The organism is Paenibacillus shunpengii (genome assembly GCF_042684905.1).
Lineage (GTDB): Bacteria > Bacillota > Bacilli > Paenibacillales > Paenibacillaceae > Paenibacillus > Paenibacillus shunpengii.
Genome location: NZ_JBHUMJ010000011.1, coordinates 265,250 through 290,096 on the forward strand (window position 1 = coordinate 265,250; position 24,847 = coordinate 290,096).

The window sequence follows — 24,847 nt, forward strand, 5'->3', positions numbered from 1 at the left end:
AAGATTCATATGTATCCACAAGCTTGTACTTCATTGAATCAATTTCATAAATCATTAACCAGGTGGATTTGAAGCTATATATACCCTTGTTTGAAGCAGCTCAAGGTATTATGAAATTAATCCTATTATATAATATTTAGTAAGTGAAAATAAGTATGTGTAATAGATTACTCTTGATGGATAAGAAATTTGATAGATAGCCATTGATCAAAATAGCAGCTTAAATTTGCCATATACAATAAATGCATAATTATTCAGTTGTTAAAGAGAGAAAAAGACCTGTTATCCACATGTGGATAACAGGTCTTCGTATTTAAGCTTATTTCGGATGCATTTTGAACTCCAGGAATAAATCATTGTAATGGGACAGCATCCGTCTGCCCAGGTTATCGTAGACCTCCAGCTTCCCGGTAAGCTCTTCATCTGGGTAGAATCGCTCATCTCCAGAAATATCCTCAGGCAGCAGCTCAAGCGCTGCCGCATTTGGCGTAGAATAACCGACGTACTCTGCATTTCTTGCCCCATTCTCGGGATCCAGAATGAAGTTGATAAACTGATGTGCTCCCTCTATGTTGCTCGCTGTCTTCGGGATCACCATGTTATCAAACCACAGGTTGGACCCTTCTTCCGGAACAACATAGTCGAGCTTCTCATTCTCGCTCATGATTTCGGATGCGTCACCGGACCAGACGAGACCCACCGCGGCCTCCTCGCCGGCGATGAGCATCTTGATCTCATCCCCTACGATAGCCTTGACGTTGGGAGTAAGGGTGGACAGCTTCGCGAGTGCTTCCTGCAGATGGTCTTCATTGGTATCATTCAGTGAATAATGCAAGCTGTTGAGCCCCATCCCGATGACCTCTCTTGCCCCATCCAGAAGCAGGATCTGATTCCTCAGACTCGGATCCCATAGATCGTCCCAGCTCTTGAAGGTGAGATCTGTCAGCTCCGGATTGAACACAACGCCCACCGTCCCCCAGAAATAAGGAATAGAGTATTCATTCCCGGGATCAAAGGACAAATCCATAAATCGTTCATCGATATACTTCAGATTCGGTATTTGAGAATGATCCAGCGGAAGCAGAAGATCATCTTCCTTCATTTTGCTGATGGCATATTCAGAGGGTATCGCGATATCATACGTCGTACCTCCCTGCTGAATCTTCGTCATCATCGCCTCATTGGAATCAAACGTTTGATAGATGACCTTAAGTCCGCTCTCTTCTTCAAACTCCGTAATCAGCTCAGGATCGATGTAATCGCCCCAGTTATAGATCGTAAGGGTATTGCCGCCGGAGTAGCCTTCACTGGAGTTGAGAACCGATGTAAGGTACATCAGCAGAAACGCAACGATCAGCACCACACTGAACGTCTGTACCAGCTGCTTCATGGTCTCAGCCCCTTTCCTTGAAGCTTGGCCTGCCGGGTGTTAATGAAGTAATAGCCAATAACAAGCACAATGGTAAGCAGGAATAACAGTGTCGACAATGCATTGATGGAGAGCGATACCCCCTGCCTTGCACGTGAGTAGATCTCAACTGAGAGTGTTGAGAAGCCATTGCCTGTAACAAAGAACGTCACAGCGAAGTCATCCAGTGAGTAAGTCAAAGCCATAAAGAATCCGGCAAAAATCCCCGGTTTAACAAACGGCAGAATGACTCTTGTCAGTACATGCCAGCCAGAGGCACCTAAATCTCTCGCTGCGTCAATTAGCGTTGGGCTCATCTCCTGCAGCTTAGGAAGCACCATCAAGACAACAATTGGCACGCTGAACGCAATGTGGGACAGCAACACTGAGCTGAACCCGAGCTGAATGCCCAGCATTGTAAAGAAGATCAGGAAGGAGGCACCGATAATAACATCCGGGCTCACGATAAGCACGTTATTAAGTGAGAGCAAGGTATTCTTGCTGCGCTTGCGCCGAACCTGATAAATCGCAAGTGCGCCGGCAATCCCTAATATGGTGGATACTACCGCGGATAGCAGGGCGATGACAAACGTATTCAGTACAATAATCAGCAGCCTTGTGTCTGCAAACACTTCTTCATACCATTCGAGTGTGAAGCCTTCAAAGTTCTGCATCGTTCCACCACTGTTGAAGGAGTAGAAGATCAGATAGAAGATCGGCAGGTACAGTATGGCGAAGATAATAAACAGATACAGATTAGAGAGCTTACTATTTCTTCCCATGAGGCACACCCCGCTTTCCTTGACCGCTGATGAACATAATTGCGATCATAATAATGATCAGGAAGACGGCAATGGTGGCTCCCATTCCCCAGTCCTGTGTCACGAGAAAATGCTGTTCGATGGCTGTACCCAGCGTGATCACACGGTTACCTGCAATCAGTCTTGTAATCATGAACAGTGATAACGCGGGAATAAAGACAGCCTGTATACCAGCCTTCACACCACTTAAGGTCAGCGGAAAGATCACCCGCCGGAACGTGGTAAAAGGCGATGCCCCCAGATCTCTTGCTGCGTAGATGAGAGATGGATTAAGCTCCTCTATTGCGTTAAAGATCGGCAGAATCATAAATGGAATAAAGATATATACCGAGACAAAAATAAAGCTGAAATCCGTAAACAGAATTTGCTGTGTTCCAATTCCAATCGTCTCAAGCAGCGCATTGGTGAACCCATACGTTCCAAACAGCCCGATGAACGCATACGCCTTCAGCAGCAGGTTGATCCAGCTCGGCAGAATGACCAGCAGAAGCCACAGCTGCTTATGCTTCGTCCGAGTCAGCAGATAGGCGGTCGGATAAGCAATCAGTAGCGAGAAGATCGTAATGAGCAGCGCATACCAGAACGAGCTCAGTGTCATTTTTAAATAAACCGGTGTAAAAAACTTGGCATAATTCTCAAATGTGAACTGTCCTTCAACATTAAAGAAGGAGTAGTACAGGATCAGCAAAATCGGGGCAACGACGAACAGCACGATCCATAGCATATAAGGGATCAGGTAGAAGTTGCGGGTTCCCATGCTACGATTCATGGCTTACTCCTTGTCCTTGAATTCCTTCGGACAGATCGCCATAGGATTCAAGACGCTTGTCGAATTCCTCCTCTGTCTCGCCAAAACGCATGACGTGGATTGCCTCCGGGTCGAAATAGAGCCCGATGGTCTCTCCAACAACAGCGCGCTTCGTAGAGTGCACGAGCCATTCGTTCCCTGCATCATCATAGCTGGAAATTTCATAGTGGACTCCGCGGAACAGCTGAGAATCTACGCGTACCTGGAGCTTACCATGGTCGGCCGTCGTAATCTCGAGATCCTCTGGACGAATGACGATCTCAATCGGCTCGTCCTTCTTAAGTCCTTTGTCCACACATTCAAATATCTTGCCTGCAAACTCGACCCGATAGTCCTCCTTCATCTTTCCAGCCACAATGTTGGACTCTCCAATGAAATCAGCGACAAATCGGTTAATCGGCTCATCATAAATATCGATCGGTGTACCGCTCTGCTGAATGACACCTTCGTTCAGAACGAAGATCTCATCGGACATGGCAAGTGCTTCTTCCTGATCATGCGTAACAAAAATAAAGGTAATGCCCAGCCGCTGCTGCAGCTCACGCAGCTCATACTGCATCTCGGTACGAAGCTTCAGATCAAGCGCTGACAACGGCTCGTCCAAGAGGATGATCTCCGGCTGATTGACAATGGCACGGGCAATCGCCACACGCTGCCGCTGACCGCCGGACATTTCTGTAATTTCCCGGTTCTCGTAGCCTGCAAGGTTGACGAAGCGAAGCGCTTCGCTGACCTTCTCCTTGATCTGAGCATTTTTCATCTTCTTGATTCGAAGACCGAACGCTACGTTCTCATACACATTCAGATGAGGGAAAAGTGCGTAATCCTGAAACACCGTGTTAACCTGACGTTCATGCGCCGGGACCCGGTTAATAATGCTGCCGTTAAAATAAATATTTCCTTCCGACGGCTCGGTAAATCCGGCAATGAGACGAAGAATCGTCGTCTTTCCGCAGCCAGAGGGTCCAAGCAGGGTGTAGAATTTACCTCTCTCAATTTCAAAGCTGACCGATTTAAGGATCGGATCGTCGCTATCATATTGTTTTGTGACGTTCTCAAACCGGATGATAGACTCCTGATTTGTCATGTAATAAAAAACCTCCTTTTTTGAGGGGATGTGCCTTGCGCCTTCGAGTTCATTTTGCATATGTCATTATATCCGTTCGGGCACACATCGAAACCATTATATATAATCCACCCCAATGCGCAACCTCTTTTTTTGACCAATCGTGAAAATTTTTCAGAAAAAAGCAGAAAAAAGCACCTCCATGGACTTAAATCTCCACGAGATGCTCTAACATGCTCTAACCCAAGTACAAGACACAGGCGTGAAATTGAATGTTATTAATGGTTACAAGATCCGTTTACCAAATAACGAACCGATCAGATCCACCGCCAGCTTCGAGGTCCGATTATTCCGATCCAGCCGTGGATTCACCTCTACAAAATCGCAGGAAGTAATGATCCCGGCTTCATACAGCAGCTCCATGGCAAAATGACTCTCTCTATAAGATAATCCGCCTTGGACCGGCGTACCTGTTCCCGGTGCCTCTGTCGGGTCTATGCTGTCGATGTCGAAGCTGAGGTGGACACCATCAGTTCCGCTGCTAGTGATATCCACTGCCTCATCGATCACCTTCTGTATGCCGAGCTTATCAATCTCATGCATTGTATAGCAATGAATTCCCAGCTCCTTAATCAGCTCCTTCTCACCGGGATCCAGCTCTCTGGCCGCGATCAGCACCGTCTTGGAAGGATCAATGTCTGCGGCGCCATCATAGATGTGAGACAGCCTCAGCGCAGCCCTGCCCAATCCGACAGCTAAGGGTATGCCATGCATATTCCTTGATGGCGTCGTCTCCTCCGTGTTGAGATCAGAATGGGCATCCATCCAGATGACACCGAGACTCCCTCCATCCGCCGTCAGCCCGGCAAGTGAGCCCATTGCAATACTGTGATCCCCGCCGAGAATGAATGGAAAATGTCCTTCGTCTCTTTTCAATTTAACCTCACTGGCTAATGCCGTACATATGGACAACACCTTAGAAGCATTTTTCAAAGGTACACTCACTGCCTTATCGCTCCATTGATCCTTTAATAAAATACGGGAAGGCTCATCAAGCACATACCCAAGCTCCTTCCATTGCTCTATCAGACCCCATCGCAGAAGACGCTCAGGGCCTAGCTCACTGCCCATTCGGCCCGCACCGTAACCAAAGGGCACTTTAATCAGAGAAATCAGCTGGCTTTTGTCCATTCCTTGCCCCTCCCTCGTGTAAGGTGATTCGAGAGCTTACCACTATATCTATTCCGAAACAGGCCGATGAATGACATGCTTCCTTCGCACCCTACGATGAGCACACAAAAAACCGCCAGGAATAAACCTGACGGTTCAAATGAATGATGAGAATGAGCCCGTTCTAGTGAAAAGGGCATTTTACTGAAGAAACAGTCTCTTGCCGTTGTGTTGTATCGTCTGCCACTTCCCGATCTGCAGGATAAGGGGCCTGTTGATAGAAGAAATTCGGCTTAAGCGTCGTGTTGTCATAGGATTTATGGAAGATATGCGTTGTCGCTGGCGAGACTGGCGGGATAAGCCAGATCCAGTCACCTGTAACATGCCGTCCTGCATTTGCTTCCCGTTCTTCAAACCTCGCAAATTGATTCGCTGCCGTATGATGATCTACTATGCTGACTCCAGCTTCTCTATACGAATACAGCACCGCCAGATTCAGCTCGACAAGAGCCTTGTCCCTCCAGAGTGTTCGTTCAGAGGAGGTATCCAGCCCCATTAGCTTCGCTACCTGTGGCAGCATGTCATAACGGAACGTATCTGCCAGATTTCGTGCACCGATCTCTGTTCCCATATACCAGCCGTTAAACGGAGCTGCCGGGTAATGAATGCCTCCTATCTCCAGCCGCATATCCGAAATCATGGGAACCGCATACCATTTCATGCCGAGTTCTGCGATCGCAGAATATTCCGGATGACTGATCGGCACTTCCAGCACCAGCTCCTTCGGAATCGGGAAGAGCTTCGGCATCTCACCATGGATCTCGATGATCAGCGGGAGCACATCATGGGCAGTTCCTTCTCCTTCCCAGCCGAGACGCTGCGCCTCTTGGGTCAGCTGCACCGAAGCAGGATCGCCGATTATACCTTGCTCTGTCTCGTAGCCAGCATATCGAATAAGCTGGTGATTCCATATTCTAATCGGAGCCTCCCCAGCTGCATTCATCGGCTTGAAGGCGGTGAGCATAGGAATCACCTTGCCTCCGTTTGTTGCCTGTCGGATGTGGGAAAATAACAGCTCAGCCACTTCTTCGGCCGTGGTGGCATCACGTGCATCCACAAGGCGAAGCGACTCCCAGAACAGCCGACCAATACAGCGGTTGCTGTTGCGCCAAGCCAGCTTGATTCCATACTCCAGCTCCTGTGTCGTATGCTTATAGGTGCCTGTTATTTCGATATCCTCTCGAATACGAATAAGCCGGGTCTCTGCCGTATCACGGCTCAGACCCAGCTCTTCATAGCTTGTATATATAAAAGCTTCCGCTTCTTTAATAAGTGCAGTCTTGTTCGTCATCCGACCTGCCGACCTCTCGTTCTACCGTCATCTTACCATCTAACACTTCAATGGCAAGCGTGACTTTTGAATTAGTTCCATTATACCCATCTGGTATCCATGAAACTACAAGAGCAAGAGGAAGTTCATCAGTTGGACACTTTCATGTGTCTATTTATTGAGCAGGATCCTGCTTATTTACCCAAGAAAGCGTTCAGCATCCAAACTTGCTTTTGCAGGGATGCCTGCATGCCGATCAGCATATCTGCGGTCACTTGGTCATCAAGATTCTCCGCTGCTTCCTGCGCTTCTGCCATGGCTTCGACCATTGTAGTATAGTCTTCTACGATCGCTTGAACCATTTGTTCCGCGCTCAAGCCTTGTGCTGCTTCTTCAACAGGAGAAAGGCTCAAGTGCTCAGAGATCGTAGCTGCTGGACGTCCGCCAATGGCCAGCAGTCTCTCAGCTACAACATCAAGGTTCTCTGCTGCTTCGTTATAGAACTCTTCGAATTTCTCATGCAGTTTGAAGAAATGAGGTCCTTTGACATACCAGTGGAAATTGTGAAGCTTCGTATAGAGCACGGACCAGCCAGCAATTTGGCGGTTCAGGGAGCTGTGCAGAAATTGCTCATCTTTCACTTGGTTCGCTTGGTTCGCTTGGTTCGCTTGGTTTGTTTGAGTTGTTGTCATATTCGTTATCTCCTTTAAATTAGAATTTAATTTACTAAGTAAGTTATTTCATTGCTAATTTTTTATTGCGATGTTCGTGATCACTTTATATTTCAATTTAGACTTAATCTAAATCCTGATATCATTATAACATGTTCTCTAGAAAAAGGAAGTGTTTATTGAAAATAATTTATGTAAATCAATTTCATAATAACCTTGGCTGCTTCAATCAAGAGTATATATAGTTTCAATTCTACCTTTTTTAATGATATATGAAATTGATTCGTGTAATTTTAGAATTTTTTTTCTTGTTGCGCTGCCGCTATACTAAAAACATCGGACGCTCCCGCTCTACTCTTTAGCGAAAGCCCCGATGTTTATACATATCTGCCATTTCAGTTTCATTCTATTAGTACAGCTGTTTCTTCAGCATATTTCCGAGCTGCTCATAGTTATCAGCAATAAAGTGCGGCTTATGCTCTGACTCGGGTTCTGCTCTCCGGTGATTGAACCATAGTACCGTCCAGCCTGCAGCAATCGCACCGACGACGTCATTTCTCCATGAATCGCCTACATAATAACAGTTCTCGGGCAACGTTCCTGTAACGTTGTTCACATGCTGGAACAGCCGCGCATCCGGCTTCGCATACCCTACTCCGCCTGAGACGAAGAACAGCTGCTGATCCACATACCTTTCCATTTGAAGTGCCTTGATCTTCGCCAGCTGATGCTCTTCTGGCCCATTCGTAATTAGACCCACCCGAATTCCATGGTTCTTTAATTGCTGAATCAGCTTAACAGCTTCCGGAAATGGCTTAATCTGAAACTGCATATCGAGATACGCCGCTTGCGCTGCCTCTGCCTGCTCCTCGTTGATGAATTCTCCAAATTCGGCCAGGGCGAGCATAAACCGGCGTCTGCGCATGTCTGCCATATCCTCTGGCGTAGGGACGGCGGATAGGTTCTTTTCCGCCGATAACAGGTCGCTGTAGTACCTGAATCGGTGGTAGATCTCCTCGTACGGCAGTGTCTCCGGCAAATGAAGCCTCTGTATTAAAGCCTCTCGCAGTGGAGTAAGATGATCATACAAAGTATCATCCACATCAAAAAATACAGCTTTGGCTGCTGGGCTTGCTTCTGCTGCGGTGCAGATGTGTTCCATCTGAGCTTGTCCCTCCAGATCCATATTTTTTACTAGTTTATCTTAACAGAGGTGATTTTGTTTGTTGAAGTCTAAATTAAGTTAAGATAAGAATAGAAAAAGGGAGCCGTGCTCCTACACACGACTCCCTGCACAACATACCGCTGTAAGAGCGGTCGGCAGTGGGCGCAAGTTCAAGAATAGACCGTGATCCTCTCTCACAAAGGGCGGTCTATTTCTTTTTGTCTCGGTTCACTATAGCAACGACAATGCTAACGACTAATCCGATCAGCGCTTAAACGATCAAAGAAACAATCTTACCCTCGTTTACATCAATTAGTCCGTGATCCGTAATTTTTAACGCTGGGCTGACGGCGAGTGAATGCGTGCTGAGCGACATAATCGGATTATAGTGCACATACCCGAGCGACAGCATCGCTTCACGCAGCTCCTTCACCTGATGTGCCACAATATGAAGCGGCTCCTCCGTCAGGATTCCACCTACCGGAAGCTCCACATGAGACAGGATTTCTCCATTCTCTACCACACAGAAGCCGCCTTGGCTATCGATTACCGTGTTCGCTGCGAGCAGCATGTCCTCTGGATTGGCTCCGACGATCAGCAGATTGTGATTGTCATGGGAATACGTCGTCGCGATGGCTCCGCGCTTGATCGTATCGCCTCCAATGAGTCCAAATGCATGATTTCCGTTCTTCTCGTAGCGCTCGAACGTAGCAATCAGACCATAGCCTGTATCTTCCCACTGCAGCACGCCGTCTTGAACAGTCACATCGACATGCGCTTCCTGAGTGAAGGTCGAACCATTCTTAACCATCATGGCCCGTGCTTGATGAGGACCATCCGGTACATCCACCTTCACTGTCAGGTCTTCCAGGCTTAGAGGCGCAAGCTTCACACTGCTGTAAAAATGAGCAGGGAACGCCCCGGTCTCACTCTTCTGCACATCATTCTCGTACAGATCGAATACTTTCTTGCCGCTTTTGTATACCTGCCTCACATCAAACTGATACAGATCAGATACAAGGATAAAATCGGCAATCTTGCCTGGTGAGATACTCCCCCGATCATCCATCTTCATCCGCTTCGCAGGCGTATAGGTCGCCGCAAAAATGGCATCCTCCGGCTTCATCCCCATCCGAATCGCCTTGCGCACGATATGATCGAGATGTCCTTTTTCCACGAAGGAATCTGGCATCACATCATCTGTGACAAAGCAGAAATGAGAGGATACCGGATGATGAATTACATAATCCATCACTTCCTGGGTCATCGACTTCTCTTGCAGCTCAATGAACATCCCTGCGGCAATACGGGCTTTCATCCCTTCAATACTCTGGTGTGTATGGTCAGAATCTACACCCGCATAGATCATACGATGCAGATCAAGTCCCATCAGCTTCGGTGTATGGCCTTCGATGACGAGCTTGGGATAGTTCTTCTTCATATGCTTCAGAATACGGTTTGTCTTGCTGTCCGGCTTGTTAATGACATCAACATAGTTCATGATTTCGCCAAGGCAAATAATCTCGCCTGTTGCCATCAGCTTGTCCATGTCCTCGATCTCAATGCTGCCGCCTGTTGTTTCCATCGGTGTAGCCGGAACCGAGCTCGGAATCGCATAGAACATATCGACCGCGCATTCCTTGCTCGCTTCCATCATCTCCTGCACACCCTCAATGCCGAATACATTTGCCATCTCATGCGGCTCAGGTACAATCGTCGTGACCCCGCAGCGCAGCAGTCCGTAGGAGAACGTCGCTGGTGTCACCATCGTGCTCTCGATGTGAAGATGGATATCAATCAGTCCAGGAATCATATAATGGCCGCGGCCATCCACAATTTCGCTAGCTGTGAACATTTTTTCCCCGCGCGGTCCGATATATAAGAACCGTCCGTCGCATACAGCCACACTGCCCTCTTCAAACACTTTATAGTAACTATTGTAAATTTTTACATTCAAGATTAATTGATCTATTCTCACGTCAGGAACCCCTTTTACAATCACCCTCCGGAAGGTCACCCTCCCAAACCCTCCCTGACAGGGAGGACCCCAAAGGGACCTCCCTTTGGGACACCCGGAATTGGCGGTTCGTTAGTTTAGTTCAAACTTGCTATGGTTACGATGGAGCGTGGAGCCGCGATGCGAGCTTGCCTGACGAATATTTCCGTCAGGCTGCTTGGCCGCATGGCTCTTATGCGTAGAGGCGCTTAGCCTTCGCACTTCGTCTGCTCGGCGGGGGGCCAGTGAAGCTTCGCTCTCTGTCCCCCAAGCGCGGGAAGATCTCTTTTGCCTCCGCACTTCGTCCGCTCCGGCGAGGGCCAGCGAAGCTTCGCTCGACTGTCCCAAAGTGCGCTAAAGATCTCTTTTGCCTCCGCACTTCGTCCGCTCCGGCGAGGGCCAGGAAGCTTCGCTCTCTGTCCCCCAAGCGCGGGAAAGATCTCTTTTGCCTCCGCACTTCGTCCGCTCCGGCGAGGGCCAGCGAAGCTTCGCTCGACTGTCCCAAAAGTGCAAGAACAGAGTGCCTTCGGGCTCCGCTTCCTCCGGCGTGTCAGCGGCATTCCTTCGTCATGCGACTGACACAAAGACGAAAGGCAAGAGACAAGAGACAAAAACAAAAGATAAAAATAGGCTAAACCAAACTCAAAATATTACTGCACTAGCACAAGCTTCTCCGGTGGGAAGATCAAATTCACCCGTTGGCCGCTCAGGTACGCGCTCTCCATCTCCTGGTTCGCGGTAAAGTCGCCCAGCTCGGTCTCCACGACATACTGATAGCTGCGTCCAAGGTACGTGCTCACCTTCACCACACCCGGCAGTGCATTCGCAGGCAATTCTCCCCCATCTGCCGCAGTTACGATCAGATCATCCGGACGGATTGCGCCTTTGCGCGCTCCCGGCGTAAGTGTGCCCGGGTTCTTCGTTGCGGTAAACTGACGAGCGCCGACACGCAGGGCGATCACTCCATCCTGCTCGCTCCGCTCATCAAACTCGACAAAGTTATGGAAGCCGATGAACCGTGCAACGAACTCGGTCGCTGGATATTTAAAGATCGTCTCCGGACGCTCCAGCTGCTCCACATTCCCCTTATTCATAATTGCTACCCGGTCGGAGATCGAGAAGCACTCCTCCTGGTCATGCGATACATATACTGTCGTAATCCCCAGCTCCTGCTGAATACGCCGGATCTCCACACGCATATTTACCCGCAGATTCGCATCGAGGTTACTCAGCGGCTCATCGAACAAGAGCAGATCCGGCTCGATCACGAGCGCACGGGCAATCGCCACCCGCTGGCGCTGACCGCCCGACAGCTCCTGCGGCAGTCTTTTTTCAAATCCCGCCAGGCTGACCACCTCAAGAATACGCATCACACGTTTCTTGATCTCGTCATCCTTGACCTTCCGCATTTTCAGTCCAAATGCTACGTTCTCATACACCGACAAATGCGGAAACAGTGCATAGCTCTGAAACACAAAGCCAAAGTTACGCTTATTCACCGGCACCCGTGTGTAATCCTTACCGTCAAATGTAAATTTGCCGTCTTTGGCTTCCAAGAAGCCTGCGATCAGACGCAGTGTTGTCGTTTTGCCGCAGCCGCTCGGGCCGAGCAGGGAGATGAGCTGTCCTTTTTCAAGCGCCAGATCAAAATCCTTGAGTATATAATTGTTGTCATAGGCCACTGAGACTTTGTCTAAAGTTAGCAATGCCATAATCTGAAGTGCCTCCTGTCATTAGCGTTTCGTGAAATAGGACAGACCCATCATCCGTTCAATCAAGAACATAAATGCGCCGGTAACAACCATCAGCAGCACGGATATCGCCGCGATCGTCGGGTCAAAATAATTCTCTACATATGTGAGCATCTGGATCGGCAGGGTGCTTACCCCTGGGCCGGTCATAAAGACGGAAATGTCAACGTTATTGAATGATTCCAAAAAGGCGATCAGAATCGCGGCAATAATACCGGATTTAATGTTCGGCAGAACGACCTTGAAGAAGGTCGCAACCCGTCCTGCACCCAGGCTCAGTGCCGCCTCTTCGATCGCAAAATCGAAGTTCGACAGACTGGAGCCGATCACCCGAATAATAAACGGCAGCATGATCACCGTATGACCAATCAGCAGTCCCGCATACAGCGGAAGCTGATACACGACGATCAAATAACGCATGAGTGTAAAACCAAGTACAATTCCCGGTATAAGCACCGGCGATAGGAAGATGGCATTCAGCGCATCCCGGCCTTTAAACCGAAACCGGCTGATTGCATAAGCGGCCGGTACGCCGATAAGCAGTGCGAGCACATTGCCCGCCAGCGAAATGATAACCGAAATCATGAAGGTTCGTACAAAGCTTCCTTGCTCAAAAATATTTTGATACCACCTGAGGGAAAAGCCCTCCGGCGGAAATTTCAGCACCGTCCCCGGCTCAAATGAACTGGCAGCGATAATCAGAAGCGGGCCCAGCAGAAAGATGAAGACCACAAGACTGATCAGGCTGAGCCCGATATTTTTCTCCCGCATGTTGTTTACCCCTTCGGATTTAATTTGTTCGCCGCCTTGTTCATCAGACCGACGACAATAAACGTAATGACGATCATAATCGTTGCGATAACCGACGCGAGGAACCAATCATTCAGCGTCATTGCATTCTGATACAGGAACGTGGATATGACCCGTTCTTTACCTCCCAGCAGCGCAGGTGTCGTATAGGCCGTCAAGCTGCCGACAAACACAAGCGTCGAACCCAGCACAAGGCCCGGAACTGCCAGCGGGAACACGATGCGTCTGAACGCTGTAAACCGGGAAGCTCCAAGGCTCTCCGCTGCCTTGATCAGATCGGTATCGATATTCTCCAGCACACCCACCAGTGAAATAATCATAATCGGCAGGAACAGATGCAAGAGACCAATCGTGATCGAGATCGGTGTATAGAGCAGGTCGAGCGGCTCATTAATCAGACCCATACCCATCAAAGCGTTGTTGACGAGTCCCTTGCGGCCAAGAATGATCATCCAGCTGAAGGAACGAACGACCGGGCTTGTCAGCATCGGGAAGATCGCCAGTGCAATCAGGATCGCTTTCTTACGGGCACTGCGCTTGGCAATATAGTAGGCTGTCGGAAATCCGAGCAAAATACATAGCACCGTCGTCAGTACACTGACCTGCAGCGTAGTCCACAATATTTTCAGAAAATAAGTGTCTTGTAAAAAGTGTTGGTACCCCACAAGTGTCAGGCTCCCATCCTGCACAAAGGTAGAGCCGATCGTCAGCACGATCGGAACCACCATGAACAGCGTCAGAAACAGGAAACCCGGCAAGAGAAGGTAATAAGCATATTTATTCTTCATTTAAGAGGCTCCAATGGGTTTGTTAAGTGCTTCAATAAATTGTTCCAGAAAAGCAGCCTGATTCACTTCCTCACAGACCAGTACATTCGCTTCATGCCCCAGTCGATTCTGGAAGTCGCAGACCATCTGTCCGTCGCACAAGCGGCTCGCCGTCTCTACGTCAACATAATACGCATTCCTTGTTACAAGATCTGGATTAAGCGCCACTCCTACTGCAAGCGGATCGTGCAGAGCGCAAGCACGCACTCCATTCATTTCTTCATAGCGCTTGATGTAAATCGCTGTGCTCTGCGCGACATAATCCTTGATCGCTGGAATGGTGAGACGTTCAATATGAGCTTCCGTCAGCAGCGTCTGGCGCGTCACATCCAGTCCTACTTGAGTGAGCTTAGGGAACCCCGCTTGCAGTACGATACGAGCCGCTTCGGGATCGGCATACGTGTTGTACTCCGCAACCGGCGTAACATTGCCCATCCCTTTCACGACGCCGCCCATGAAGATCACTTCTTTGACATGCTTGACGAGATCCGGCTTCTTGAGCAGCGCAAGCGCGAGATTGGTCAGTGGCCCTGTCATAATGAGCGTCACTTCCCCCGGTCTCTCCATGACCGTCTCGATGATACGGTCTGGCGCAAATCCGCTGTCTGCCTGCTTCTTGGCTGTGAACTCCTTGAGTGCTCCGCCTAGACCATCCTGTCCGTGCACGCGGTGCTCATAATGCGATTTGCGGATAAGGGGGCTCTCCGAGCCGCGATATACAGGAATCTGATCGGCCTGCATGAACTCAAGTATTTTACATGTGTTCTCTGTAGCTTGATCCAGCGACACATTGCCGCATACGGTCGTAATGCACGCAATGTCATCTTTGCGAGTTTGAACCGCCAGCATGATGGCGAGTGCATCATCAATACCTGTGTCTACATCCAGCAGAATCGGATTCATAAGACTCCTCCTTAGTTAGCAATTTCACGGTTCCAGCGGTCTGTCCATACAGCTGCATTGTTGTTAACGAACTCCATGTCCAGAAGCTTCAACTGATCTACCACGTCTGCGCCGTAAGTGATGCCCTCTGCTTCTTCCTCTGTCAGCTTCACGTTCACGTTAACCGGGGAATCCACCTTAGCTTTAGCAGAAGCGGTTTGCACTTCCTCGCTAAGCTGCCAGTTAATGAACTCTTCTGCAAGCTCTTTATTTTTCGATCCTTTTACGACATTTACTGTATTCATTACGGCATACGCGCCTTCACTAGGTGTTACGAACTTCGCTTCAGGCACAGCAGCCTGGATATCCTTGAAGTACATTTCCATGATCGGTCCGCCCGCAATTTCCTCTTGAGCGAACATGTTCACATACTCTGAGGTTTGGCTGTAGAACTTCACCACACCATCCTTCAACTTAGTCAGCTCGGCAAAAGCAGCGTCTTCATTGAATGCGGTATTGCCAGCTACGGTGGATGCTGCATCAAGCACCATAGGGCCTGCTGTTGCTGTGATGTTCGGCAATGTTAGATTTCCGGCGAATTCATCACTCCACAGATCACTCCAGGATGTCACTTCGTTCTTGATCAGGTTCGGATTATAAGCAATGCCCAGCTGCCCAACAGTATAGGCTGGACCGTAATCTTCACCCAGTGGTGCTTTGGCAGAATCATAGATTTGTTCGATGTTCGGGATGTTCGCACGGTCGATCGTTTCAAACAATCCTTCTGCAATCCCTTGCTGTGCATAATAGTCAGACAGGAACACGATATCGACTTGTGAAGTCCCCTGACGGATTTTATTCAGACGTTCTGCGTTGTTACCGACCTCAACGACAATATCAACGTTATGCTCTTCTTCAAACGGAGCGTATACTTGCTCATTGAAGAATTCTTCCGAGAAGCCCCAAGTCGATATGACCAGTTTTTCTTTTGCCGCTCCGCCGCCGTCGCCGCAGCCTGCTAGCAGCATGGAAGCCAGTGCAACACTCGTAATTCCTGTCAGTACCTTTTTCATTGTAAATATCCCCCTCAGAATCTTTTGTCTTTTGTAATATGGCCCAAAATGAAACAAAAAAAAGAAAAGCATCCTTGTCAATGTACAAGAACACTTTTCTTCGTAAACAAAGAAATAGCGACACCCGCTTATAAATTCACTGGTTCTCCTCCAGAGTTGATCCGAAGTTGATTGCCGTTATATATGGGAATTGATTGAGTTGTAGACCCAATCCACACCCTATTGTCAGGACTCTTCGCGCACGATCAGCGTCGTAATCGCAATCTGCGTCGGAGCGTCATAATCTCTCAGCAATGCTTCTATCTCAAGGTTCATCTGCTCCTCAAGCTTGTCCCGAAATATCTTCTTATATAGAAGAGACATTCGAAAATCAACTTCCTGCTTGAGTTCAGGGGCTTCCCCTTCAAGAGCAGCCGAACGAGGTGAACGGCGGTGCTTCGCATAGAAGGTAACAATCCGATCGTCAACACTAGCCTTCAGGAGGGTCGTGCCGAATCCGAATAGCTCCTTAGATACTTCATTATAAATCTGGCACATCTTCTTCTTGTTCTCGTTCGTGTCCAGCTGCATTCAGATACCACCTTTACTATTCGAAAGATACTACCGTACATTCGGACATCTCACAGGTTTGATTATACATAATCATTCGTATTCAAGCAAGACATGAGGAATATTTTACATAAAAGGTTATTAAAACACGAACATTGCCGAGGGTCATTCGCTTATTTTATTCGGAACCGCTGGACTCCTGCTACCCATGCCTACTTTATAAGGTTCTTGCTATGACCAAGAAAACCTCCCGTTAGTGCCCATAAATGTAGTGTGCCTCTAATGGAAGGTTTTCATTTACTTATTCCTGAATCTTTAGCCGACCTCAGTAAGTACGTACATGCCACTTGGGTTGTACAAATAAGGTTCTTCTTCATTAAAACATTCGGGTTCATACTGGCTCGCATACGTTCTACCATAAATCTTGAATTCTTTGCCTGCGCTGCTCTCTTCTTCCGTCTGCGTCAGCAGGCCATACAAGAATTGAGACATGACCTGCATAGAGGCATCCGGATCCGTATCTATGCTGATCGCTGCTTCGGGAAGGCCAAACATCTGCATCCCGCAGGAATAGTAGTATTGTTCATTCTGCCTATAGCTGACAAAGGTATGCAGCAGCTGGTCGACTCTAGCTTCACTTGTCAGCTTGTCCCATTCCTCAGATGTATAGGCTTTGCCTGAATTCTCAATCTTCACCGCGAGCCCGCCGCTCTTCAACAGAAGCTGCACGGCCGGCACGATTTTTTGTACAGCATCCAGGCTGCCCATATAGCTCATCAGATGCAGCACATGGGTATGCTTGTCCAATTTATGCAATGCCTTCTCATTCATCATGCCTCGTTCCGAATAATAGAAGGCTTCTGACAGCTTGGCGTCATGCTCCTGGAATCGAACCTCAAACGCACGATTGTGCTTCGTATCCATCAGCAAATCTTCAGCCAGCACATACTCGCCCCGACTCTTCTTCTGAACCGAACGCTTCAGCTTGTCCCGATCCTTCCACTGACCTGGAATACATATAACTAGCTTATCATTCATTTTTCGTAAAATATCCTTTCTCGTCAACACCTGAAGGTGACTTCCCGTCATCAGCTCCGTGCTTAATCTGCTGTGATGCTTAAGACGTATCCTTTCATTTTACCAAAACAGTGCCTTGAGTAAAAACATAGATGATAGAGAGGCCAGGACTTAGGTTTGCACAAAAAAAAGGGCTGATGATTCCGACCAAGAACAGCCAGTTCGGGAACCATCAGCACTCTTATTCTCTAAAGCAGGTATTAATAACGCTTAGGTGCTGCTTTCTTCGCAAGCTCTACCAGATAGGCAAAGAAGGCATCCGGGTTCGTATCATATACCAGATTTACTGGCTTACCGTTCGGATCGATGACGGTACGTCCTTGACTTGGACCCTCTGGAATGACAGAACAATGAACTACTTTCCGTGTAACCAGGTCTTCTCTACCCACAGCCGCTGTCGTTAATACATCCCACAAATAATAGGTGGAGTTCGTCTCGCTATATACCAGCGGCGGCACTCCGGCATAGCAGTTACCCAGGAAGTCTACACCTTCGTAATTACGGTCCTTTGCCCACAGATTACGCACAGCAGGGGTGAGTGGAACCTTATTTGTGCTCTCAAGTGCCACAAGATCAATCTCAATGCCCGTCTTCCAAATTTGGTATGCGGCCTCCGGATCCCAGTACACGTTCCATTCCGCTGTTCCATCATGCTCTGGCTCCTGAACATTCCCGTTCTCAAATGTACCGCCCATCCAGACCAGACGCTCAATCTTCTCTTCTATCTCCGGCGCCTCCTCAAGCGCACGTGACAGATCTGTTAGCGGACCTGTGAAGAGGAGCACGGTCTTCTCTTCTGTATTGTTCAGTGTCTCAATGATATGTTTGTGTGCAGGCAGCTCCGACAACGGGGCCTCCATGGTGCCTGACTCGTTCAGAATAGGAAGTGCATCTACGAAGTAAGAGTGAATTCTCCAGTCGCTTGGAAAAGGATTCTTACCCCGTGAATTCGATTTTGCCACTTCCACCGGATAGGTGCTGAATCGATCTATAATCTTGCGGCTTGCATCTGTTGCCGGTTCCAAATAACCGTCTGCGGGAATTACAGATACACCCGTTACCTCTACGTTATCCATTTGCAGCAGCATAAATAGTGAAACAAGATCATCAACACCGCCGTCATGGTTAAGATATACTTTTGCCTTCTTTGTCATGTTGTAAATCCCCCTGCTTGTCTAGTCTGATGCTTAAATGTCTGGTTAAACTTCATTCATCTTAAGTCTTATCCTAAGGCAATTGCAACCATTCAGCAGATATTCCTACCTGACCCTATGCAAAAGGGCACGTCAGCTTCACACTTCTGCTAACATGCCCCTTATTATATAATTTTTTACATTTGTTTTTGTTTAACTGCCGTCTGGGACTCTTCCTCACGAGTCAGCTTGCCTGGCCAGAAGGCCCATTTCCCCAGCACCGTAGTTATAGCCGGTACAATCAATGGCCTTACGATGAAGGTATCCAGCATCACACCAATTGCTGTAATGATACCGAACTGCACAAGCACCTGTATCGGCAATGTTGTCAAGACAGCAAAGGTCCCGGCCAGAATAAGTCCAGCGGAAGTAATCACTGAGCTGGTCTCTCCGACCCCTTCCTTGATGGCCTGTTTGAGCGGCATTTGCTTACGCTTCTGCCAGATGCTTGAGACCATAAAGATGTTGTAGTCCTGTCCAAGCGCGATAAGGAAGACGAAGGCATACAGCGGAATCGCTCCTTGAATCGCATCTGCACCAAGACCGTAATGAATAATAATCCAGCCAAGGCCGAGTGCCGAGAAGTACGACAGAATAACTGTCGCCATCAAGTAGATGGTCGCAACGATAGAACGCAGGTAGAACAGCAAGAGCAAGCTGATCAATCCGATAACAACCGGTATGATGACGTCGGAGTCACGATTACTAGTCACCTCAGAATCATACTGCATCGCGGTCTGTCCACTGATCCAGACGTTGTTCTCCGGGTTAGATATGCCAGCTGCCGCAAGTGACGCTTCGGCCTCTGCTCTGAGATCCGGAATGTGCTGCATGGCTTCCATGGAATACGGGTTGATCGTCAATTCTACATCATACCCTGCAATTTGGCTGTTCTCTGCCCCTTGCTGCGGCTCAGAAACAACGTTCACATAGTCAAGCTCGGCCAGACGATCAGGAAGGTCTACATCCTCTCCCTTGGTATCCACCATAATCTTGACCGGAGCAAGCTCTCCCTCAGAGAATTGCTCTCCAATGATCTTAAAGCCTTCGCGGGAAGGTACATCCTCCGGGAAGGATGACAACAGATCGTAAGTATATTTCACCTGCGGTGCGAAGGCAGCGAACACACTTAGCAGCACTACTGCCGATATGATAACTGTCCAAGGACGTGTTGTGACAATATTACCGATTTTGCTCTCTTTCTGCTTACGTGGAGCGGGAGCCGGCTTACCCTTCTTCTTCGCATGAGCAGCAGCAAGTTCAGGCGTTCTTGGCACGAATGGATAGAAAGACACCCGGCCAAAAATAGCAAGCAGTGCTGGAATCAGCGTCAGGCTGGCGATGAGCATGATCAGAATAGATAGACTGAACGGAACCGCGAAACGCTGATAGGCCCCATACTCCGCGATAAGCAGCGAGAACAGAGAAATAACAACGGTCAGCCCGCTCATGGCGATCGCGCCCGAGGAATTCATAATCGCTCGGAACAAAGCCTTCTTCTTATCGGATTCATGCCATAACAGCTGACGAAATCTTGAGATGATAAACAGGCAGTAGTCCGTACCTGCACCAAACAGGAGCACCAACATAATGGAAACGGATTGAGAATCCACAGTTATAATGCCCTGGTCAGCCAGTATACCTAACAAAGGACTTATCACCAAATAGGCAAATCCAACACCGATCAGCGGAATGATCGCCAAGATTGGAGATCGGTAGATCAGTAACAGAAGAATCAGTACGATGAGAACAGTTGCGATGAGCAAGGATACATCCGCATCCTCGAACAACCCGGTAGCATCAATAGAGATGCCGACGGGTCCGGTTACACGTGCACTCAGCTCGTCACCATTGATATCGGCTTCAAAAGGACTCGCGCCATATAACTCCTCAGCCTTGACCTCCAGCTGTTTGATTCCTTCCTCCAGAGCAGCCGCATCCGCAGCTTCATCAAAGAACACAGGAAGTATAATCGTGCTGCGGTCTTCAGACAGCTGGGCATCCAGTGCCGGTGGCGGCAGCTCATGCAGCGGAACAACCTGGCTCTGATTAGCCACAGGCTCGCTTGTCAGTTCTTCGGTAAGCTGCTGAAGGTTGGTTAAATCCTCATCCTGCAGCCCACCCTCCCGGTGCCACACGATTAGTGCCGGAACACCTGTATTATTCGGGAATTCCTGAGCAGCAAGGCGCTCAGCCTGTACGGATGCCTTGTCATCGGCAAGGTTCTCCGCATTGTTATTCTCACGCTCTCCTACGGCAGGCAGCGTCAGGTTAAGAACGAGAGCGAGGACGATCCATACGAGGAGCGTAATCCACTTGCTTCGATTTCCTGCAACCCATTTACCATAATTCGGGCCGGATTCATGCATTATAGTCTCTCCTTTTTGTATATTGCTTTTTTTTGAATTCAATTCATAACACCGACTCATTTAACTTGAATAAGGAAGCAATTAAGAATATGATCAAAGCAATTATATATACCGGAAGGTTAATTATCAAGTTTAATTTTGATAAAATCCGCATCTTGTCATAAACTGTTCACAGGAGGTTTCATATGAAAAATACACAAACCCCGCGTACGCCGGGCAGACCCAAGCAAACCAATGACCAAGTTCCGATTCAGGAGACGATACTCAGGACGGCCTCTATACTCTTCATGGAGAACGGTTATGAGCCGGTATCGCTTGCTCAAATCGCCAAAATATGTAATGTGACCAAGGCATCCATTTACTATCATTTCACTAGCAAGCCTGAGCTCTTCAAGATCTCTGTGACGACCATGCTGACGAATGGGTACAAGCATACAGCTAGGTTCCTTGAAGAAGCCGATACATTTGAACAAGGGCTGCTTCGCGTTGCCGAGGCCAAGATCGCTAGGCCACACGCCGAAATGGAAACAATTATGCGTGAAGCTGAGGCATTCTTGAGCCCAGAGCAGATCAAGGAAATTCGAGATGCAGAACACCGCATCTATGAAGTGATGTCTGTTCATTTTGAGAAGGCTATGGAACAAGGTGTGCTTAAGAAGGGCAATGCCATGCTTCTCGCCCAGGCTTTCACTGCAATGCTGATGCTTGGCAACCGGGAGGACACAAGAATCCAGTACCCAGCCCCGCTTGATCTTGCACAAGCGCTGGTTCAATTGTTCCTGCAAGGTGCTGCGCAGCAATAAAGAACGGAGCTCATCACGAGTCTCCGTTCCTTGGCATTAGAAATTTTAGTCTCTGCTCAAGCACTTTTATTTCAGCCGGTGCAGAGAGATAGACTTCTCCATCCGTATCTGCCGGCATCTCTACTTCTGTCTCCAAATGAATATGACTCGCCTTGAAATATTTCAGGCTGTCATTATGCGGCTCCCACCTGCCTTCGGGCTTTCTTGCCAGCAGTTCCCGTAGAAGAGGGATACCCGCCTCGCGTATGATGAGCACATCAAACTGTCCATCCGTAAGCGAATCCTTGGCAAATGGCAGTGTGCTGGTGCCTAGAGATCTGCCGTTCGATACATAGATCATCACAGCCTCATCTTCGATCTGTGTGCTCTCCGTCTTCAGCTGATAACGAAAAGGTTCGGCAGCCCGAATCGTCTGCAGTGTGCTGATGAAATAACTGAGCTTGCCGAGTGATCCTTTGAGTAGGGGATCAATATTCGCAGAGGTCTCTGTTATGATTCCAACACCGAAAAAATTGGTGAATACCCGATTGTTAGCCATTCCAAGATCCAGGCTTACCGCATCTCCGTGAATCAAAGCCTCCGCTGCCTCCGGCACATGGATCGGAATACCGAGCGTACGTGCAAGATCGTTACATGTCCCGCCCGGCAATATGCCCGCTACAGGTGGCCGATGAAGCTGTGCCAGCCCGTTAATGCATTCATGAACTGTACCGTCACCGCCCAGAATAAAGACCGCATCCACATCTTCGCCCCGCTGCCGGCATATCTTCTCCCCATCGCCCGCTGCCTGTGTCTTCATGACAACAAGCTCTGGAATAACAGGGGCCAGCGCAGACACCGCTCCGCCGACCATACTCATTGCCGAACCCGCCGCTTCGTTATGGATGAGGAGAGCTTTTTGAATATCCATGCTTATCTCCTCCCCACCAAAATCACATCTTACTTTTATATCTACCCTAAATGAGGAAGAAATAAAACAAGCTCAGCGCTGCAGACGATGAACGGATCGCTTTATTGTGCACCCCTTGGATTATTTATGGACCCCACAAACAACCAGGCTCCCGTATCCTCATCCTCAATAACTGTAAAGAAGGGCCGATTGATATTCATCACTTTGGTATCTGCGACCATTGCCCCTGATTCTTCCATAGCCACGGAAGTCGCTGCCGCTGCCTCGGAGCCCTTTTCATTCACTTCAAGCACGGCTTTATGCTGTATATCGCTGATGAATAAATCGCCCTCTGACATCCGAGAGAAGTCAGCATCTTCAAAAGCCGACTTCATCCCCATATTCATGAATGGGTCCACAAGCCCTGCTTCATATTCGACCTTGTATTTCGGCATGGAGAGCTGAATCCGATGTTCATCGAATGGAGCGGCAAATACTTCAGGCTGCTGTATCAGCTGCTTCATGGTGTCATCCAAGCTCTTGCCCTCAGCCGGCAGAATCACCAGCATGTTCATGCTTGAATCACGATAAGGCAGACGAACGGCCTGCCAGTCCTCTGACTCCTTATACCCATACGGATTGGTATCGTGCATCATCGGTATGTTCAGCTCCGTACCATCCCCGGTTGTAAAAGCTCCCTCCTTGGTTAGATTCTCATCGAAGGTGTACAGCCAGGTTCCTTTGAAATACAGGGCATTCAGCAAATAAGCCCGCACCGCGCTGTCCAGAGGCTCGCTCAGCATCTTGTCTATCAGACCTTCTGTTCTCTCACTGACCCAGGTATTGATGGAATTCATGGCTTCCTCGGAAGACAACTCTGCTTCCAAGATCTCAGCTCCATAGCTGGTTCCTGCCGTTTCAAGAAACGCCGGTTTTAAGGTATAGCCCGCATCTACCCAGACCGAGTTTGCTGTCATCAGCTCCACCCCTTGACCAGGGCTGTTCAGAAGCTGCATATATATCCGGCTGGCCTCATTCACCTCTTCCATACTTAAGCCGGTAAGCCCAAGTACTTCTGCCATTTCCTGCTCCGTTACACCATTGGAGCCGGTATAAGCAAGCGTTAAGGCAGAGGCAATACTGTAGGGTGAGATCAATACATTCTTAGGTGCAGCTTCCTGATCTCGAAGCTCCTCCATCAGCTGGATACCCAGTGTATTCTGCGATTTAATCAGTACCGGATCTAGTGCTGCAGCCAGCCGATCACGCTCCTCTGTACTCATCTGATCGACCTTAGCAGGTAACGTGGACAGGCTTTGCGGGATTTCTTCCCCCATGTCTGCCTGAGGTGCACAAGCACTTAAACCGAGCACAAGCATAATGGCCAGAAACGATCGATTCACTGCCTTCTCTCTCTTCGTCATTAGCATCCTAATCATCCCCCTTTTTTAGGTAGACTCTCACGGCAGCAGAATAGTTCCAATATATAATGGGATTTTTTCTTTGTTTCTAGCGTGTCTTAGAGCGCTCAATAGGGTAATGAAGCTGTAAAATGATGTCCATCGACGAGGAGGAGTGTTTCTATGATTCCAGCAACGCTTGAAGAACTTGAAGCCATTCGCAAAGAATGCCGTTCCATGGTAAATACAAGAGCCTTCGCATCCGGCGGCACTGCGCTTGTACCGATTCCCGGAACAGATGTTGTCGCGGATGTAGGCATGCTGATGCAGCTCCTGCCTGCCATTAATGATAAATTTGGCTTGTCCGAGAAGCAGCTCAGCGGTATGGATGCAGAATCCAAGGCTGCAGTGTATGGACTTGTTATGTCCATGGGGAGCGCGGTAATCGGTAAGCTCATCACCCGGGAGCTCGTCATCAAGCTGCTCCAGAAGGTTGGCGTACGGATGGCGGCCAAACAAGCGGCACGCATTATCCCGATCGCCGGTCACGCTTTATCTGCAGCGCTGAGCTTCTCTGCCATGCGGTATGTTGGCAATAAGCATGTAGAGGATTGCTATAATGTCGCCAGACAGCTGATCGAGCAGAGAAGAGCGAAAGAGCTGGAAATACCGGCAGACGCTGTTATTGTAGACACGGTTAAAGTATGACCTGATCCAAGCTGTCCGTCATAATCATGCTGCTTGCGAGAACAAAAAAAACACACTGTACCTCTTGGGAGGAGCGCTCTT

The 24,847-nt window shown here is 48.7% G+C and carries 23 protein-coding genes; 2 read left to right on the forward strand and 21 right to left on the reverse strand.

Annotation, left to right across the window (positions count from 1 at the left end; all coding sequences use genetic code 11):
* Positions 1–319: 319 nt before the first annotated feature.
* The 19 genes from ACFSVM_RS23180 to ACFSVM_RS23270 all read right to left on the reverse strand — a co-directional run bounded on the left by ACFSVM_RS23180 (position 320) and on the right by ACFSVM_RS23270 (position 20,966).
* On the reverse strand, positions 320–1,390 hold the full coding sequence (locus tag ACFSVM_RS23180; RefSeq protein ID WP_379264843.1) for an ABC transporter substrate-binding protein: 1,071 nt from the start codon (positions 1,388–1,390) through the stop codon (positions 320–322).
* Positions 1,387–2,190, reverse strand: a complete 804-nt coding sequence (locus tag ACFSVM_RS23185) for an ABC transporter permease (RefSeq protein WP_076314402.1) — start codon at positions 2,188–2,190, stop codon at positions 1,387–1,389. Before ACFSVM_RS23185 ends, ACFSVM_RS23180 begins: the two co-directional genes overlap by 4 nt.
* A complete protein-coding gene (locus ACFSVM_RS23190; RefSeq protein WP_256209727.1) occupies positions 2,177–2,998 on the reverse strand; it encodes an ABC transporter permease in 822 nt (273 codons plus the stop codon). Before ACFSVM_RS23190 ends, ACFSVM_RS23185 begins: the two co-directional genes overlap by 14 nt.
* Complete coding sequence (locus tag ACFSVM_RS23195) at positions 2,988–4,124, reverse strand: ABC transporter ATP-binding protein (RefSeq protein ID WP_379264846.1); 1,137 nt, start codon at positions 4,122–4,124, stop codon at positions 2,988–2,990. Before ACFSVM_RS23195 ends, ACFSVM_RS23190 begins: the two co-directional genes overlap by 11 nt.
* 264 nt (positions 4,125–4,388) lie before the next feature.
* Entirely contained in the window at positions 4,389–5,294 is a 906-nt protein-coding gene (rocF, locus tag ACFSVM_RS23200) for an arginase (protein ID WP_379264848.1), read from the reverse strand.
* Between the two features lie 163 nt (positions 5,295–5,457).
* Positions 5,458–6,624, reverse strand: a complete 1,167-nt coding sequence (locus ACFSVM_RS23205) for a nitric oxide synthase oxygenase (protein ID WP_379264850.1) — start codon at positions 6,622–6,624, stop codon at positions 5,458–5,460.
* Between the two features lie 173 nt (positions 6,625–6,797).
* Complete coding sequence (locus ACFSVM_RS23210) at positions 6,798–7,295, reverse strand: Dps family protein (protein ID WP_379264852.1); 498 nt, start codon at positions 7,293–7,295, stop codon at positions 6,798–6,800.
* A 388-nt stretch (positions 7,296–7,683) separates the two neighbouring features.
* Complete coding sequence (locus ACFSVM_RS23215) at positions 7,684–8,436, reverse strand: HAD family hydrolase (protein ID WP_379264854.1); 753 nt, start codon at positions 8,434–8,436, stop codon at positions 7,684–7,686.
* A gap of 274 nt (positions 8,437–8,710) precedes the next feature.
* On the reverse strand, positions 8,711–10,417 hold the full coding sequence (locus ACFSVM_RS23220; RefSeq protein WP_379264855.1) for an adenine deaminase: 1,707 nt from the start codon (positions 10,415–10,417) through the stop codon (positions 8,711–8,713).
* A gap of 111 nt (positions 10,418–10,528) precedes the next feature.
* A complete protein-coding gene (locus tag ACFSVM_RS23225) occupies positions 10,529–10,783 on the reverse strand; it encodes a hypothetical protein (protein ID WP_379264857.1) in 255 nt (84 codons plus the stop codon).
* A gap of 302 nt (positions 10,784–11,085) precedes the next feature.
* Positions 11,086–12,147 carry an ABC transporter ATP-binding protein gene (locus ACFSVM_RS23230; protein WP_076314394.1) on the reverse strand — a complete coding sequence of 354 codons (1,062 nt, stop codon included), beginning with the start codon at positions 12,145–12,147 and terminating at the stop codon, positions 11,086–11,088.
* A 21-nt stretch (positions 12,148–12,168) separates the two neighbouring features.
* The gene (locus ACFSVM_RS23235) at positions 12,169–12,957 is read right to left on the reverse strand and encodes an ABC transporter permease (RefSeq protein WP_076314393.1); all 789 of its coding nucleotides are present in this window, start codon (positions 12,955–12,957) and stop codon (positions 12,169–12,171) included.
* Between the two features lie 5 nt (positions 12,958–12,962).
* Positions 12,963–13,784 (reverse strand): ABC transporter permease, encoded by an 822-nt coding sequence (locus tag ACFSVM_RS23240; RefSeq protein WP_076314392.1) that lies wholly within the window; start codon positions 13,782–13,784, stop codon positions 12,963–12,965.
* Complete coding sequence (locus tag ACFSVM_RS23245) at positions 13,785–14,726, reverse strand: nucleoside hydrolase (protein WP_379264860.1); 942 nt, start codon at positions 14,724–14,726, stop codon at positions 13,785–13,787.
* A gap of 11 nt (positions 14,727–14,737) precedes the next feature.
* Positions 14,738–15,778, reverse strand: a complete 1,041-nt coding sequence (locus ACFSVM_RS23250; protein WP_076314390.1) for an ABC transporter substrate-binding protein — start codon at positions 15,776–15,778, stop codon at positions 14,738–14,740.
* 225 nt (positions 15,779–16,003) lie between these two features.
* Positions 16,004–16,348, reverse strand: a complete 345-nt coding sequence (locus ACFSVM_RS23255) for a DUF2294 domain-containing protein (RefSeq protein WP_076314389.1) — start codon at positions 16,346–16,348, stop codon at positions 16,004–16,006.
* 294 nt (positions 16,349–16,642) lie between these two features.
* On the reverse strand, positions 16,643–17,365 hold the full coding sequence (locus ACFSVM_RS23260; protein WP_076314388.1) for a hypothetical protein: 723 nt from the start codon (positions 17,363–17,365) through the stop codon (positions 16,643–16,645).
* 239 nt (positions 17,366–17,604) lie between these two features.
* Positions 17,605–18,558, reverse strand: a complete 954-nt coding sequence (locus tag ACFSVM_RS23265) for a nucleoside hydrolase (RefSeq protein ID WP_076314387.1) — start codon at positions 18,556–18,558, stop codon at positions 17,605–17,607.
* Between the two features lie 176 nt (positions 18,559–18,734).
* A complete protein-coding gene (locus tag ACFSVM_RS23270; protein ID WP_379264863.1) occupies positions 18,735–20,966 on the reverse strand; it encodes an MMPL family transporter in 2,232 nt (743 codons plus the stop codon).
* A 185-nt stretch (positions 20,967–21,151) separates the two neighbouring features.
* Here ACFSVM_RS23270 and ACFSVM_RS23275 point away from each other — a divergent pair, with 185 nt between their 5' ends.
* Positions 21,152–21,769 carry a TetR/AcrR family transcriptional regulator gene (locus tag ACFSVM_RS23275; protein ID WP_379264865.1) on the forward strand — a complete coding sequence of 206 codons (618 nt, stop codon included), beginning with the start codon at positions 21,152–21,154 and terminating at the stop codon, positions 21,767–21,769.
* A 13-nt stretch (positions 21,770–21,782) separates the two neighbouring features.
* On the opposite strand, the gene ACFSVM_RS23280 is transcribed toward ACFSVM_RS23275, so the two are convergent.
* Positions 21,783–22,679 carry a diacylglycerol/lipid kinase family protein gene (locus tag ACFSVM_RS23280; RefSeq protein WP_090724793.1) on the reverse strand — a complete coding sequence of 299 codons (897 nt, stop codon included), beginning with the start codon at positions 22,677–22,679 and terminating at the stop codon, positions 21,783–21,785.
* Positions 22,680–22,780: 101 nt separating this feature from the next.
* Positions 22,781–24,088, reverse strand: a complete 1,308-nt coding sequence (locus ACFSVM_RS23285) for a serpin family protein (RefSeq protein ID WP_177178721.1) — start codon at positions 24,086–24,088, stop codon at positions 22,781–22,783.
* Between the two features lie 153 nt (positions 24,089–24,241).
* Here ACFSVM_RS23285 and ACFSVM_RS23290 point away from each other — a divergent pair, with 153 nt between their 5' ends.
* A complete protein-coding gene (locus ACFSVM_RS23290; protein WP_047911309.1) occupies positions 24,242–24,766 on the forward strand; it encodes a hypothetical protein in 525 nt (174 codons plus the stop codon).
* Positions 24,767–24,847: the final 81 nt, after the last annotated feature.

Coding starts and splice junctions, on each gene's coding strand:
- ACFSVM_RS23275 (WP_379264865.1), top strand. CDS start 21,152: ATGAAAAATACACAAACCCCGCGTACGCCGGGCAGACCCAAGCAAACC.
- ACFSVM_RS23250 (WP_076314390.1), bottom strand. CDS start 15,778: ATGAAAAAGGTACTGACAGGAATTACGAGTGTTGCACTGGCTTCCATG.
- ACFSVM_RS23190 (WP_256209727.1), bottom strand. CDS start 2,998: ATGAATCGTAGCATGGGAACCCGCAACTTCTACCTGATCCCTTATATG.
- ACFSVM_RS23180 (WP_379264843.1), bottom strand. CDS start 1,390: ATGAAGCAGCTGGTACAGACGTTCAGTGTGGTGCTGATCGTTGCGTTT.
- ACFSVM_RS23230 (WP_076314394.1), bottom strand. CDS start 12,147: ATGGCATTGCTAACTTTAGACAAAGTCTCAGTGGCCTATGACAACAAT.
- ACFSVM_RS23260 (WP_076314388.1), bottom strand. CDS start 17,365: ATGAATGATAAGCTAGTTATATGTATTCCAGGTCAGTGGAAGGATCGG.
- ACFSVM_RS23195 (WP_379264846.1), bottom strand. CDS start 4,124: ATGACAAATCAGGAGTCTATCATCCGGTTTGAGAACGTCACAAAACAA.
- ACFSVM_RS23285 (WP_177178721.1), bottom strand. CDS start 24,088: ATGCTAATGACGAAGAGAGAGAAGGCAGTGAATCGATCGTTTCTGGCC.
- ACFSVM_RS23265 (WP_076314387.1), bottom strand. CDS start 18,558: ATGACAAAGAAGGCAAAAGTATATCTTAACCATGACGGCGGTGTTGAT.
- ACFSVM_RS23235 (WP_076314393.1), bottom strand. CDS start 12,957: ATGCGGGAGAAAAATATCGGGCTCAGCCTGATCAGTCTTGTGGTCTTC.
- ACFSVM_RS23270 (WP_379264863.1), bottom strand. CDS start 20,966: ATGCATGAATCCGGCCCGAATTATGGTAAATGGGTTGCAGGAAATCGA.
- ACFSVM_RS23290 (WP_047911309.1), top strand. CDS start 24,242: ATGATTCCAGCAACGCTTGAAGAACTTGAAGCCATTCGCAAAGAATGC.
- ACFSVM_RS23240 (WP_076314392.1), bottom strand. CDS start 13,784: ATGAAGAATAAATATGCTTATTACCTTCTCTTGCCGGGTTTCCTGTTT.
- ACFSVM_RS23280 (WP_090724793.1), bottom strand. CDS start 22,679: ATGGATATTCAAAAAGCTCTCCTCATCCATAACGAAGCGGCGGGTTCG.
- ACFSVM_RS23215 (WP_379264854.1), bottom strand. CDS start 8,436: ATGGAACACATCTGCACCGCAGCAGAAGCAAGCCCAGCAGCCAAAGCT.
- rocF (WP_379264848.1), bottom strand. CDS start 5,294: ATGGACAAAAGCCAGCTGATTTCTCTGATTAAAGTGCCCTTTGGTTAC.
- ACFSVM_RS23245 (WP_379264860.1), bottom strand. CDS start 14,726: ATGAATCCGATTCTGCTGGATGTAGACACAGGTATTGATGATGCACTC.
- ACFSVM_RS23205 (WP_379264850.1), bottom strand. CDS start 6,624: ATGACGAACAAGACTGCACTTATTAAAGAAGCGGAAGCTTTTATATAT.
- ACFSVM_RS23185 (WP_076314402.1), bottom strand. CDS start 2,190: ATGGGAAGAAATAGTAAGCTCTCTAATCTGTATCTGTTTATTATCTTC.
- ACFSVM_RS23255 (WP_076314389.1), bottom strand. CDS start 16,348: ATGCAGCTGGACACGAACGAGAACAAGAAGAAGATGTGCCAGATTTAT.
- ACFSVM_RS23210 (WP_379264852.1), bottom strand. CDS start 7,295: ATGACAACAACTCAAACAAACCAAGCGAACCAAGCGAACCAAGCGAAC.